Raw genomic sequence first — 14,129 nt, 5'->3', positions numbered from 1 at the left:
TATGGATGTAAATAAAAATTATATTTTAAAAATTGATTGTTCTGATGAGAAAGGGTTGATTTATCGCATTGCGGATGTGGTGTTTAAATACCAGCTCAATATTATCAAAAACGATGAGTATGTGGATAGGGAAAATGGCAAGTTTTTTATGCGCGCGGAGTTAAACGGAGAGGCAGATTTGAATGCGTTTAAAGGCACCCTTCAGGCGATGCTTCCTGCCCGTTCTAACATTCATGTCGTTGAGGCACGCAAAAAAGATATTATTCTGATGGGTACCAAAGAGATACACTGTTTGGGTGATATTTTGCTCAAACACGATAGTGGCGATTTGAATGCGAACATCTTAGCGATTGTCTCAAACTACGAAGATTTAAAGGGGCTTAGCGATAAGTTCAATGTTCCTTTTCATTGTGTGAGTCATGAGGGATTAAACCGAGTTGAACATGAAGCAAAAGTTTTAGAGGTATTGGCTGGATACAGTGTGGATTATATTGTGCTTGCCAAATACATGCGTATTTTATCGAGCGAATTTGTAGGGCATTATGAAGAGAAGATGATTAATATTCACCACTCATTTTTGCCTGCGTTTATTGGTGCAAATCCTTATAAACAGGCGTATGAGAGAGGTGTGAAGATTATAGGGGCGACGGCGCACTTTGTCAATAACCATTTGGATGAAGGGCCTATTATTGCGCAAGATGTCATTCATGTCAATCATGAAATGAGCTGGAGAGATATGCAAAAAGCAGGGCGCAATGTGGAAAAAGTCGTTCTTTCCAATGCCCTTGATTTGGTGTTTGAAGAGCGCATTTTTGTGCACGATAATAAAACGATTATCTTTTGATTCTGACACGCTTTTTGGGCAAAGCCCAAAAAGCTACGTTGCACTAGGCGCTAAAGCTAGCCACTTTGTGGCAGAAAGAAGATCGTGATATGTTTTGTTCATTGGAGATGAGTTTATGTTTAACATTGTTTTAGTTCACCCTCAAATTCCTCAAAATACAGGAAGCATTGGTCGTATGTGTGTGAATGCGGATTGTAGTTTGCACATTGTCAAACCCACCATGTTTGAGATTAGCGATAAGACCGTTAAGCGAGCGGGGCTTGATTATTGGCATTTGCTGGATGTGCATGTGTATGAAAGTTTAGAGGATTTTTTAAAGATGCATGCCGATAAAGTAGAGCGTTTCTTTTTTGCCACAACCAAAACGAAAAAACCTTATTTTGAAGCCTCGTTTCAAGCAGGGGATTTTCTCTTTTTTGGAGGCGAATCCACAGGACTTCCGATGGAATTGATGCAGTTGAAATGGGAAAATGCCATTACCATACCCATGGGAAAAAATGGCAGAAGCCTCAATCAAGCTACCTCCGCTGGCATTATTCTCTACGATGCGATTCGTCAAAATTTTAGCGCATTTGCAATGGTATAAAGGAGCTTTAGGATGAAACGATTTTTTTCTTTTTTTATGATGGCTATTTTTCCTCTGTTTTTGAGTGCAGATATGGAGATTACTACGCAAGAGAGTGTCACACGTGTGCTGATTCCTGATTGTTTGCGTGGTGAATTATCGTTTGAAGAAGAGCATAAAAATAGTAACGTGATTAAAGAGCACCTCAATGCTTTGGTGGCGGAAGTCAAAGCGTTTGATAGTAACAACGAGCTGTGTCAAGGGGGTGGCTATCGCCTTTATCCTTCCTATACGTATCAAGATAACAAACAAATTTTTATGGGCTACAAGGGAAGTCTCTTCTTTTCGTGTGCGTTCAACTCCGTTGAGCAGTACAACACGCTGGTTGAAAGACTAGAAAAGGTAAAAGCGCCTAGCATCATCACTCATCAAGGGGCTTTGGCATGGGTTGTTAGTGGTGGGGTACAAGATGCTAACCGTTTGGCATTGCGCTCATCGTTATTAAAAGTAGCCAATGAACAAGCCCTCTCTTTTTCCAAAGAGACCCATCAAACCTGTGTGGTGAAAGAAGTGGCTTTTGAAAATACCACATCATCGCATCCTCTCTTAATGAGGGCAGCTCCAGCTGCTAAGTCTTTCTCATCTGTCCCGACACAAGCCCCTTTGGTGCATCATGAAACCTTGGTGCTGGGTGCAACCGTGCGTTATGCGTGTGCGCCACAAAAATAATCTTTTTAAAAAGTATATGGCTTGAAAATTCACGACATTTGTTTTATTGGAGCGGGGGCAAGTGCCTTAATGGCGGCTTCGCATCTGCAAGGAAGCGATGTTGCGCTTATTGATAGCAATACCAAAATGGGTGCAAAACTGCTTATCTCTGGTGGAGGTAAGTGTAACCTCACCAATCGTTATGCGAGTGAAGCGAATTATTTGGGAAATAGGGCGTTTATAAAGCCCATTTTAGAAGCGTTTGATGCCTCTGCAACGCTCAAGTTTGTTAAGGGAGAGCGTTTAAGTTTAGAAGAGCGTTCTCATGGGCAAATCTTTTGTGCCAACAGTGCCAAAGAGTTAGTCTCCATTTTTGGGCGATTAAGTGCTTTTTGCACCTTTTATCTCTCTACGACAGTTTTACATGTAAGAAAAGAAGAGCATTTTATCATTCACACCACAAAGGGTGAGATTCATGCCAAAAAGCTGGTGGTTGCTAGTGGCGGGCTTAGTTATGCAAGCATAGGGGCGAGTGATATTGGCTTTAAAATCGCAGAGCAGTTTGGGCACACAATCATCACTCCTGCGCCTGCACTGGTAGGCTTAACCCTTCAAAAAGAGCAGTTTTGGATGAAGGAACTCAGCGGTATTGCCTTGCCTGTTGCTTTACATGTAGAAGGTAAAACCTTTAGTGAAAACCTTCTTTTTGCGCACAAAGGCATTAGCGGTCCTTGTGTGCTGAGTGGCTCTTTGTATTGGAAAAAAGGGAACATTTGCATTGACTTTTTACCCCATATTTCTTCGATGGAAGCCTTATTTAAAACCCATGCCAAAAAGCAGATAACCACCGCACTAGGACTGCCAAAACGTTTTAGCAAAGCCTTTTTAGATGCGGTGCGTCTGGAAGATAAAGTGCTCTCAAAATTAAATGCCAATGAAAAAGAGCTTTTGACCTCACTCAAAGCCTACACCTTTTCACCTGCTGGAAATTTTGGCTATACCAAAGCTGAAGTCACAAGGGGTGGCATAAGTACGGATGAAATTGATGGTGCTTCGATGCAAAGTTTAAAATGCGAAGGGCTTTATTTTATTGGTGAAGTCTTAGATGTCACAGGCGAGCTTGGCGGTTTTAATTTTCAATGGGCGTTTGCCTCAGCAATGCGTTTTGCTAAGGCAGTATAAGGTTTAGTTAGCGTAAGCGCAACAATAGGTTGCTACGGTTTTTACATGTAAGGTAAAACTAGCGTTTGCAGGGACGTCAAAGGTGGCTTCTCCGTGAATCACCAAAGGCTCTGTTTGGTTAGGAAGCTCAACGCTGAGTTCTCCGCTTAAAAACTCCATGACTTCAGCTGCACCTGTGTTAAACGTATAATCACCTTCTTGCATCACACCTAGCGTTTTAGTCGTACCATCTTCACATTTTACGGTGTAGCTGACCACTTTGCCATCAAAATAGACATTGGCTTTTTTTGAAATGGTTGCGTTTTTAAATTCCATGATGTTCCTTTATGCTTTAAAAAATTGGAGCTATTATAATCACTTTGTGCTTGTAATTTCTTTGTTTGGACTCTTTTTGTATACTTTCGAAAATCTCAAAAGGATGAAGAATGAAAATTGCGGATTTAATCAGTGGCTATGAAAAATTTAAAGATACGAAGTTTAAAAAGTATGAAAATAAGTTTTTAGATTTGGTCAAAAACGGTCAAAATCCAAAAGTTTTATTTATTGCGTGTAGTGATTCAAGGGTGGATCCTTCTTTAATTACGCTTGCTGAACCTGGTGAACTGTTCGTTTTGCGAAACGTGGGAAATTTCGTTCCTCCTTTTGCCCCTGATGATGACTATCATGCTACGGCAGCAGGTATTGAGTATGCGGTTTCTGTACTTGAAGTGACCGATATCATCGTGTGTGGGCATTCGCATTGTGGGGCGATTGAGACGATGTACACAAAGATTACTGATATTAATCTCGTGCATGTTAAAAAGTGGCTAGAGTTAGGACTGGAAGCGAAAAACTATGTGACACAGAAGTTGATTTCGCAAAGCGTTTCGCATGAAGAACGCTTGGAATTAACCGAGAAAATTTCCCTGCTTTTTCAGTCTAAAAATCTTCTCACCTATCCAGATGTAGAGCGTCGTGTGAATGAGGGTGAGCTTTTTATTCGCTCATGGTATTATCGTTTGGATACGGGTGAATTGGAGTACTTTAACACCGAATCGGGTGAATTTGAGCCAATGTCTTCAATCAGTGAGTTTTAATGCGTTTTTTACTTCTTTTTGTTCCCTTTTTTCTCTTTGGATTGGAGTTTAAAGTCGCCACGTATAACATTGAAAATCTTTTTGATGCCACCAAAAATGGGAATGAATATAAAGAATACTCGCCCAACACCAAACACGGCTGGAATGAAGCGATGGTGGAGCGTAAAATCGCGCACATCGCACAGGTTATTGGCGATATAAATGCGGATGTGATTGCCCTTGCAGAGGTCGAAAATAAGGCGATTTTAGAGCGTTTAAACAACGCCTTAGGTGCTAAAAAGTACCCCTATCTCTTTTATCCCAAAAAGAAGGAGCGTGTCTCTATAGAATCCGCACTGCTTTCACGTTTTCCCATTGCTCAAACCGACTCTTTGTTTATGAAAGACCAGCCTAGAGGCATTCACCGCATTACGCTTAAGATAGAGCAAAATCTTTTAGATGTTTACATTAACCATTGGCCAGCGCATAAGGAAAAAGAGGATGAACGCCTTGTCTATGCGACAACTTTAAAAAATAGTTTGCTTAAAGAAAAGGACAAAGCCTTTATTTTGTTGGGGGATTTTAACTCACCGTATCAGGTGCAAAAAGAGGATTGGGGTTTAGGCTTTGTCACGGTTTTAGGCGTGGGCGATAAAAGTGCCCCTTTGTATAACACATGGTATGACCTGCCACAAAATGAGCGCTACTCGCACAGTTATGGCAAACAAAAAACCGCACTTGACCACATCGTCATTGCGCCAACGCTTTACGATGCCAAAGGCATAGAGTATAAAGCCAACTCTTTAAAACGGTTTGAAGCACCTTATATGCTGGATGTTAAGGGCAACCCCAAACGATGGCAAATCAGCGATAGAGGCAAAGGAAAGCATCTAGGAGAGGGGTATTCTGACCATTTTCCTGTGACTGCGATTTTCCATACGTTAAAAGATTAAGTCACAAAAATAACACTTTTTTAAGTCCTTTATTTTTATAGTTCTCCCTTATAACTAACATAAAAGGTGAGAATGATGGTGTGTGCTGAAAAATTGCAACGTTTGGTGATGGCTGGGGTACTTTTGGTGGCGATGTATCTTATGAGTATTGGCTCAATTTATGGAACGGTGTTACTTAGTTTTGTGATTGGCATGATTGTGCTATGGGCGATTACCGATTTTTGTCCTTCCATTTGGTTGTTTGCTAAACTCTTTGGAACGTGCAAATCAAGCCGTTAGAGGCTTTTTGCCTTTACATGTAAAAGGACGATTTAACCAACTTTGCGTTACAATCGACTCAAATTATTTACATGTAAAGGTTGATCATGGTCAAACCCCTTTTGATAGAAATTGGTGTTGAAGAACTCCCTGCAATTCCCTTTTTAAAAGAACTTCCTACCATCGAAAAACAATGGCTTGATATTTTAGAAAAAAATGCTTTGGCGTGTGCGTTTGAGTTTTATTATACACCTCGTCGTTTGGTGCTTTGGCACGAGTCTTTCCCGACTGAACAAGGAGAAAAAGAGGAGGAGTTTTTTGGAGCGCCACTCAGTGTTGCCCTTAAAGATGGCGCACCCACTCCTGCGGCTTTAGGATTTGCGAAAAAATGCGGTGTAGAATTTAGCGAAATTGCTACGGCGATGAAAGATGGCAAAGAGGTTTTGTACTACAAGCGAACCATTGCACCTCAAAGTTCTAAACCACTGCTTAAAGAGATGATCGAGCAGTTTATTAAGGGGCTGAATTTTGGAAAGTCCATGCGTTGGGGCTTTTTGGAAGAGAGTTTTATTCGCCCGATTCGCTGGTTTGGTTGTATGTTAGGAGATGAGCATGTGCCGTTTTCCTTGTTTGGTGTCGAGTCCACACCCTTTTCATACCCACACCGTACCATCTCGTATGAGCCTTTTGCGTATATGTTTGCGGGCGATTATTTTGAGCGTTTGGCTGAACGTGGCGTGGTGCTTTACCCTTCCAAACGTGAAGAGATCATTTTAAATGCATTTAAAGCGATTGAGGCAAAAGAGGGTGTGAGCATTGAGATTGATGCTGAGCTTTTGGCAGAAGTTGTGGCGATTACGGAGTATCCAACGGCGTTAATCGGAAGTTTTGAAGAGCGTTTTTTACGTCTGCCTCCTGAGGTGATTATTACCTCCATGAAAGAGAACCAACGCTATTTTCCTGTCTTTAAAGAGGGCAAACTGACCAATCGTTTTATTGTGGTCTCTAACGCCATTAGCGATGATTATGATTTGATTGTCAAAGGAAATGAAAAAGTGCTTCGTGCCCGTCTGTCTGACGCCATTTTCTTCTTAGATAACGACTTGAAAAAAGGGCTTTGCTATGAGGGGCTTAAAGATATTACCTATTTGGATGGGTTAGGCTCTTTGATGGATAAAACGAAGCGTGAAAAAGCCATAGCGCTCTATTTAAGTGCGCAATACCAAGAGAGACTCTTAGCAGAGCATAGCCGTTTAAATCCCCAGAGCCTAAACGCACTGATGGAAAAATCGGTCTTGTATGCTAAAAGCGATTTGCTCAGCGAAATGGTTTATGAATTTACCGAACTTCAAGGCTTAATGGGTTACTACTACGCTAAAGAAGCGGGTGAGGATGAACTTTTCGCCCTTGCACTTAAAGAGCAGTACCTTCCAAATTCTGAGGAAAGTGCGCTTCCTAGTACGCTTTTTAGCGCTATTGTCGCTTTGGCGTATAAGCTTGATTCACTTATTGCGCTTTTTAGCATTAACAAAATCCCCACAGGAAACAAAGACCCGTATGCGCTTCGCCGTGCGGTCAATGGCATTGTGAAAATTGTGTTAGAGCAAGGCATCGCTTTTGACATTTCTAAAGATTTAAAAGCACTTGCGCAAGGGTATAAGGCGTTTGATTTTGCGCTTTTAGAGAGCTTCTTTTTGGAGCGTATGTATCAATTTTTCGATGTCAATCCTTCGATTATCTCAGCGGTCATTAGCAGTGGAGAGCGAGACATTGTCCGCTTGTCGTTAAAGATTCAAGCACTTGCAACGATGGTGCAAGATGATGGCTTTAAAGAGATGTTTTCAACCTTTAAACGGGTGGCAAATATCATTAAAAACATGGATATGAACCAAACACTTAGTATTAACCAAGCGCTCTTTGAAAATGCGTACGAAACGGCACTCTTTGATGCGTTTAGTGCGGTTAATGCGAAAAATTATGAGAGTTTTGAAGCGCATTTGGATGCATTGTTTGCGCTCAAGCCACATATTGATGCTTTTTTTGATAACGTCATGGTTAATGTGGAAAATCCTGAACTAAGAGCCAATCGCCAAAACCTCATTGGCTCTATTTACACGGCGTTTAAGTCGATTGCAGATATTAAAGAGATTACACTCTAAACCTTTAGAAGGAGGCTTCGGCCTTCTTTTTCAAACACACCAAAGGGGCGTTAAAATGCGTTTAACAACCTGTCCGCTTGATTGTTTTGATGGATGTAGCATCGTTGTTGGGGAGAACTTAAAACTCAAAGGTAATAAAGCCCATCCCATCACCCAAGGCTATTTGTGTCACCACCTCAACCATTACCACCAGTTTGAACGCATTGAAGAGCCTCGCTATTTGGGGCAGAGCATCTCTATGGATGAGGCTTTAAAGATTTTAGTCGAAAAGCTTCAAGGGCATGCGCCCTCTAAAACACTCTATTTTAAAGGCAGTGGTAATTTAGGGGTGATGCAAAGTGCAAGCAAACGTTTTTTTGCGGAACACCACGCCATTTTAGCCTCAGGTTCGTTGTGTGATGAGGCGGGAGATGTGGGCATTTGCGAGGGAAGAGGGGCAAATTTAGCGCTTTCGCCTTTACATGTAAAAGAGGCGGAGGTGGTGATTCTTTGGGGGCGAAACCCCTCGGTGACCAATTCGCATATGTTGCCATCCTTAAAAGGCAAGACGCTCATTGTCATTGACCCTGTTAAAATCGAGCTTGCCAACCATGCGGCGTTGCACTTTTCTATCAAACCCAAAGGGGATCTTTTTCTAGCCTTAGCCCTAGCCAAGGCGCTTTTACATGTAAACAAAGAAGATAAGGCATTTTTGCAAGAGCGCACGCTTAATTTTGAAGCGTTTCGAGAGTTTCTTGAGGGCTTTTCTCAAGAGGAGTTACTTTTAAAAGCCGATGTTTCAACTTCGCAAATAGAGCAATTTTTAGAGCTAATTCATGGTAAAAAAGTGTGCATATTAGCGGGTGTGGGGGTTCAAAAGTACCGCTTTGGACACAGTGTGTTACGCTCCATTGACGCATTAGGGGCACTTTTAGGACTTTTTGGAAAAGAGGGGTGTGGTGTTGGCTATCTTAGCAATAGCGGTTTTGGATTTTATGCACCTTTTAAAGTGAAAGCCCAAACTGAGCCTTTGCCCATTGTTGATTTTTCTAAATTTGAGTTGGTGTTTATTCAAGGGGGCAATCCTCTAAGTCAAATGCCTTCAACGCTCAACGTCAGAGAGGGAATTGAAAAAGCTTCGTGTGTGGTCTACTTTGGTTTGCATGAAAATGAAACCTCGCAAAAAGCGCATTTGGTTATTCCTGCGTGTTCGTTTTTGGAAAAAGAGGATGTGAAGTTGAGCTACGGGCATCCGTTCATTGGGCGAATGCCAAAACTTGTGGAAAGTAAGATGGGTGTGAGTGAATACGCATTGACTCAAACCCTTTTAAAAGCCTTTGGCTACACGCCTTTGGAAGAGGAAAAGACGATTATTGAGGTGGTGATTGACTCCAATGGTGTGCAAAAAGAGGGCTTTTTAATCTCAAAAAGTTACGAGGATTTGCCGTATGCTAAAGGCTTTTATACGCCCAGCGGTCGGTTTGAATTTTTAGAATCTTTTGAAGAAGAGCCTTTGATGGATGAGGGATTTTACCTCATCAGCGCTAAGCAAAACAGGTCGCTTAATTCGCAATTTATCACCGATGATTATTTGTATGTGCCTAAAAGTTTGGGTTTAGAGCAAGAGGATAGGGTGCTTCTAAGCAGTGCGTATGGAAGCTGTGAATATGCCGTGATGCCCTGCGAGGAATTAAGAGATGATTGTCTGTTGCTGTACAGTGGCGCTAAAAATGGCAATGTTCTCACCCCGCATTTGATGAGCCAAAAGGGCGAGTGTGCGGTGTATCAAGAGGTTAAAGTGCGATTGGATAAGAAAAAATGACTTCACAAGATGTGTTACTCGATGATGCTTTGCTCTTAGTAGAGCAAAATTTTTACTTTTTACATATGGGTGAGTTTTTGGGCAAGCTCTCCAAAACAGAAGATTTACTCGATAGAAGCCTCTTTGTGGTGAAAAAATACGAAGAGGGCAAAGCGTACTACTTCAATGCTGAGATTATTCAAGAGCTTCTCATTAATGCGCGTCAGACAACCAGTGAAACCATCTCCTTGTTTGAGTATTTTGTCGAGTTTAATGCTTTTCGGGGCATTTGTATGGCGATGGTGGAGAGTTTGCGGTTTGAGAGTCCTTTTAAAACGTTTATGCAAGAGCTTTTTGGGGAACAGTATGAAAACTTCTTCGACATACTCTCCTTTGTACGCAATGTCCTCTCCCATAACATTCACTCAGAGATTTGCTTGAGCGAGAAAGACTATGATGGCACGCTCAAACGTATCCGTCGAATGAATCGCAATCCCAATATGACCTTTCGCTTTCAATACTCGCTAAACCTCCCAGAACTAGACGCTCCAAATGATGCCTATGTCTTTACATGTAACATTGATTTTGAAGCCTTAAGTGAGGGCATGCCCTTTTTAGAAATCCTCTCCATGTGGGACTTGCTGATGCTTAGTGAGCTTTGTTTTAATCTGGTCATGACCTATCGTTTGAAGGAAGAAAATAGAGTTTAGAGCAATTTTTTGTTTTTACATGTAAAGCAAAAAAGTTAAAAGTAGAGCCCTTTTGTCAAGCAAAGCGTTTGTATGTTAAAATATCTTTACATGTAAAACAAAGGTTTCTATTTTGGCACTCTTTCAAAAATCCGTATTAACCACATTTGTGCAAGATGAAAGCAAAGTCGCTCTTCGTTGGGCTGCGTATCAAAAATTTTTAGCAAAAATAGACTTTATAAAAACCGTCAAAGAAGAAAAGTATCAAGATGGTTTTTTAAAAGATATTTTTGAAGCATGTTTGGGCTACACGCTTGATAGCACAAACCCTAGTAACTTCAACCTAGAGCGTGAAAAGAAAAACGAAACCGATGGGAAAAAAGCCGATGGTGTCATCTATGTTAAGGGTGAGGTGGTTGGCGTAGTAGAGCTTAAAGACCAAAAAACAAAACAATTAGACGCTATTGAAGCACAAGCTTTTAATTATCACAATTCACATTCGAACTCAAAGTATATTATCATCTCGAACTTTGATGAGTTGCGATTTTACATTGATAAAAAAACCGCTTATGAGAAATTTAGCCTTTTTACTTTGAGTTATGACGAGTTTAAAAAGCTTCATTTATTGCTGAGTTTTGAAAGTATCAAAGAAAATATCCCTCAAAAACTCAAAGAAAAGTCTGCTAACTTTGAACAGAGTATCTCTAAAGAACTGTACAAAGACTTTAGCATTTTTAGAACACAGCTTTTTGAAAATATCATCGAAAACAATCCCAACATCGACAAGTCACTTTTACTTCGTCTCACCCAAAAACTGTGTGACCGTATCATCTTCATTCTCTTTGCGGAAGATAGAGCCTTGCTTCGCCACAACACCATCAAAGAGATACGTGAAGAGTTCGCCAACCAGCGTTTTACTGACTACAAACTCTATGACATTTTTAAGTTCTATTTTGATGGTATCAATACAGGCAATGCCAAACTAAACATCCCCAAATACAACGGTGGACTGTTTGCCACCGATGAATTCTTAGATAGCCTTAAAATTGATGATGTTTGTTTGGATGCCAACGCCCAAAAACTAAGCAACTACGACTTTGTCAGTGACATCTCGGTCAATATCTTAGGGCATATCTTCGAGCAAAGTTTGAGCGACCTTGAAGAACTCAACGCTTCTATCAATGACCTAGCATTTGATAAGAAAAACTCCAAACGCAAAAAAGACGGTGTCTTTTATACACCTGAGTACATTACACGTTACATCGTGGAAAACACACTAGGAAAACTTTGCGAAGAGCAAAAAGAAGCTTTACATGTAAAAAGCGTGGAAGCGCCTAAAAACAGTAAAAAACCTACCAAAGAAGAAGCCCTTACAAAAGAAAACCTAGAGCGTTACAAAGAGTGGCTTTTACATGTAAAGATTCTTGACCCAGCATGTGGAAGTGGGGCGTTTCTCAATCAAGCGTTAGAATACCTCATAAAAGAGCACAAAGAACTCCAAGAAAAACTCGCCATCATGGGCGACATCACCGCTTACTACGAGATAGAAGCCTCCATCTTAGAAAACAACCTTTACGGCGTGGACATCAACGAAGATGCGGTGGAGATAGCAAGGCTAAGTTTGTGGCTTAGAACGGCACAAAAGGGAAGAGCACTGGCAAATTTGAGTGATAAAATCAAATGTGCTAATTCGCTTTTGGAAATGCCATTTGAGGAAAATAGTTTTGATGTGGTTATTGGCAATCCTCCATATGTAAGACAAGAAGCGATTGATAATATCATCAAAGAACAGTATATGCAAAAATTTCAAAATGTTGCAACTTCGACAGCGGATTTGTATGTTTATTTCTATGAATTGTCTATTAATCTTTTAAAAGAAAATGGTATTTTAGGTTTTATAACACCTAATAAATGGATGGAGCGAAAATATGGTGTCAATTTACGAAAATACCTGAAACCTTATGCTATTCAAAAATTAGTCAATTTCGGTGAACTCAATATTTTTGAAGATGCTTCGACAGAACCTGCCATTATTATTTTAGAAAACAAAAAAAGTGACAATGAGCTTTTGTACATTATGGTAAAATCTCTTTCTGAAGCCCAGTCTATGGATTATCAATTTTGTGCTTATTCCAAAGATGAATTAGCCGACGAAATATGGAAGTTTACAAGCCCCACAGTGACAGCTATTCTTGCAAAGTTTAAAAATGTAGATACAACATTGAAAGAATACACCAATGGCGGAGTTTTTTATGGAATTAAAACAGGTTTGAATAAAGCCTTTATTATTCAAAAAGAAACGTATCAACAAATCATGATTCAAGATAAAAGTTCTTCTCAAATTCTTAAAAAAATGGTTGAAGGCGATGATTTTGGAAAATGGGAGATAAATCACTCTGGTCGTTATATGGTTGCTACTGGATATGATACAGATATCCAAAAAAATTATCCTGCTGTTTTTAACTATTTAGAGCAGTTTAGAGATGAACTTATCAAACGACAAGATAAAGGGCTTAATTACTGGAATCTTCGAGCATGTGATTATTATGATAAATTAGAAGAGCCAAAACTCATTTACTATCATACGGCGTTAAATCATAAGTTTTATTATGACACTGAGGGTTATTATATAAGTGCAAATTGTTATTTTATTGCCAATGCCAATAAATATTTACAGTGTATTTTGAATTCTAAACTCTTTGATTTTGTCAAAAAGTATCTTTTCCCCGCTTTTGGTGATGCTGAAAAGGGTGGTAGAGTTCGTTTAGATGCTAATAAAATGAACACATTACCCATTAAGGATATCTCAGAAGAGGCACAACAACCTTTTATCGTTCATGTAGATGAAATTTTAGAGTCAAAGCAAAAAATCAAAGACTATAAAATCTTACTCGATGAAGCGATTACATGTAATAACTTTGACCGTGAAATCAAACTCAAAAAAGAGATAGAAACCCTTGAAAAACGAGTCATTGAGTGTGAACAAGAGATAGATACAATGGTCTATAAACTTTACGGATTGAGCGAAGATGAGATAAAGATAGTGGAGGGAAATTGATGGCACTTTATACGCTTTCAAATATCCACAATGACTTAGCAAGTTACAATCAACTTATAAAACTTTATCAAGAGCATAAAAATGATTTATTTGAAACACTAGATATTCAAATAAGACAATGGTTCGATGCCAATCTTTGTGCTGTTTTAGGCGGAATCCTTGATAAAATTAAAAATGATGGGCTTAATGATATCAATTTTATTTATATTGGCGAGAGTATCAAAACCATTTTACAAAAAAATAGTTTTTTGTCATTTTATGGTTACGAAAAAGCATATGATACAAATCATACGACCATAGAATATACAAAACTAAAACCCGCTGACAATAGATATTTTAATCAATATTTAGAGGAAAAACTTATCAGTAGAACAGAATTTCCCAATATGAGTGATGCCGTCCATGAAAAAATCAGTGAATCCATTCAAGAGATGTTTATCAATGCTCAAATGCACAGTGAAACAGAGTTTATTTATACCTGCGGACAATTTTTTCCAAGAGATAATAAGTTAAATTTTACGATTGCAGATACGGGAATAGGTTTTGCAAAACGAATCGAGAAAGATTTTGGTATGGCAATAGACTCATGCAGTGCTATCAAATGGGCGATGATAGATGGAAACACTACTAAAAAAGGGGTTTCTGGTGGTTTGGGACTGGCTTTGCTTAAAGAGTTTATTTCACAAAACAATGGTAAAATCCAAATCATTAGTGGGGATGCTTTTTATGAATTTAGTCATCAAAAAGAAGTCATTCAAAAATTAGATTATTATTTTGATGGTGCTGTTATCAGTATGACGTTTAAAATAGATGATATGAGGACCTATACATTTGCAAATGAGTTAGAAAGAATTGATATAAATGAGTTATTTTAAGGA

Annotated in this window: 13 protein-coding genes; 12 read left to right on the top strand and 1 reads right to left on the bottom strand. The window is 39.5% G+C overall.

Annotation, left to right across the window (positions count from 1 at the left end; genetic code table 11):
• The first annotated feature begins 1 nt into the window (after position 1).
• From purU to SDEL_RS07620, 4 genes are all read left to right on the top strand, one after another.
• Complete coding sequence (gene purU / locus SDEL_RS07635) at positions 2-844, top strand: formyltetrahydrofolate deformylase (RefSeq protein ID WP_012857279.1); 843 nt, start codon at positions 2-4, stop codon at positions 842-844.
• A 115-nt stretch (positions 845-959) separates the two neighbouring features.
• Positions 960-1,430, top strand: a complete 471-nt coding sequence (locus SDEL_RS07630; RefSeq protein ID WP_012857278.1) for a tRNA (cytidine(34)-2'-O)-methyltransferase — start codon at positions 960-962, stop codon at positions 1,428-1,430.
• A 12-nt stretch (positions 1,431-1,442) separates the two neighbouring features.
• Positions 1,443-2,138, top strand: a complete 696-nt coding sequence (locus SDEL_RS07625) for an SIMPL domain-containing protein (protein WP_012857277.1) — start codon at positions 1,443-1,445, stop codon at positions 2,136-2,138.
• A gap of 21 nt (positions 2,139-2,159) precedes the next feature.
• The gene (locus tag SDEL_RS07620; RefSeq protein WP_012857276.1) at positions 2,160-3,299 is read left to right on the top strand and encodes a BaiN/RdsA family NAD(P)/FAD-dependent oxidoreductase; all 1,140 of its coding nucleotides are present in this window, start codon (positions 2,160-2,162) and stop codon (positions 3,297-3,299) included.
• A gap of 3 nt (positions 3,300-3,302) precedes the next feature.
• Here SDEL_RS07620 and ppnP read toward each other — a convergent pair whose 3' ends face one another.
• Positions 3,303-3,614, bottom strand: a complete 312-nt coding sequence (gene ppnP, locus SDEL_RS07615; protein ID WP_012857275.1) for a pyrimidine/purine nucleoside phosphorylase — start codon at positions 3,612-3,614, stop codon at positions 3,303-3,305.
• A gap of 110 nt (positions 3,615-3,724) precedes the next feature.
• On the opposite strand from ppnP, the gene SDEL_RS07610 reads away from it, so the two are divergent.
• From SDEL_RS07610 to SDEL_RS07575, 8 genes are all read left to right on the top strand, one after another.
• Positions 3,725-4,375: a carbonic anhydrase gene (locus tag SDEL_RS07610; protein ID WP_012857274.1), complete on the top strand. Its 651-nt coding sequence runs from the start codon at positions 3,725-3,727 to the stop codon at positions 4,373-4,375.
• A complete protein-coding gene (locus tag SDEL_RS07605) occupies positions 4,375-5,307 on the top strand; it encodes an endonuclease/exonuclease/phosphatase family protein (RefSeq protein WP_012857273.1) in 933 nt (310 codons plus the stop codon). Before SDEL_RS07610 ends, SDEL_RS07605 begins: the two co-directional genes overlap by 1 nt.
• A gap of 75 nt (positions 5,308-5,382) precedes the next feature.
• Entirely contained in the window at positions 5,383-5,586 is a 204-nt protein-coding gene (locus tag SDEL_RS07600) for a phosphoribosylaminoimidazole synthetase (RefSeq protein WP_148209255.1), read from the top strand.
• Positions 5,587-5,672: 86 nt separating this feature from the next.
• Complete coding sequence (glyS, locus tag SDEL_RS07595; protein WP_012857271.1) at positions 5,673-7,724, top strand: glycine--tRNA ligase subunit beta; 2,052 nt, start codon at positions 5,673-5,675, stop codon at positions 7,722-7,724.
• Positions 7,725-7,779: 55 nt separating this feature from the next.
• Positions 7,780-9,525: a molybdopterin-dependent oxidoreductase gene (locus SDEL_RS07590; protein ID WP_012857270.1), complete on the top strand. Its 1,746-nt coding sequence runs from the start codon at positions 7,780-7,782 to the stop codon at positions 9,523-9,525.
• The gene (locus SDEL_RS07585; RefSeq protein WP_012857269.1) at positions 9,522-10,214 is read left to right on the top strand and encodes a hypothetical protein; all 693 of its coding nucleotides are present in this window, start codon (positions 9,522-9,524) and stop codon (positions 10,212-10,214) included. Before SDEL_RS07590 ends, SDEL_RS07585 begins: the two co-directional genes overlap by 4 nt.
• Before the next feature lie 112 nt (positions 10,215-10,326).
• Positions 10,327-13,251, top strand: a complete 2,925-nt coding sequence (locus tag SDEL_RS11715; protein WP_012857268.1) for an Eco57I restriction-modification methylase domain-containing protein — start codon at positions 10,327-10,329, stop codon at positions 13,249-13,251.
• Entirely contained in the window at positions 13,251-14,126 is an 876-nt protein-coding gene (locus SDEL_RS07575) for an ATP-binding protein (RefSeq protein ID WP_012857267.1), read from the top strand. The genes SDEL_RS11715 and SDEL_RS07575 overlap by 1 nt, the downstream gene beginning before the upstream one ends.
• The last annotated feature ends 3 nt before the right edge of the window (positions 14,127-14,129 follow it).

This window comes from Sulfurospirillum deleyianum DSM 6946, assembly GCF_000024885.1.
GTDB classification, from domain to species: Bacteria; Campylobacterota; Campylobacteria; order Campylobacterales; family Sulfurospirillaceae; genus Sulfurospirillum; species Sulfurospirillum deleyianum.
This window is presented reverse-complemented; position numbering and strand designations above follow the sequence as displayed.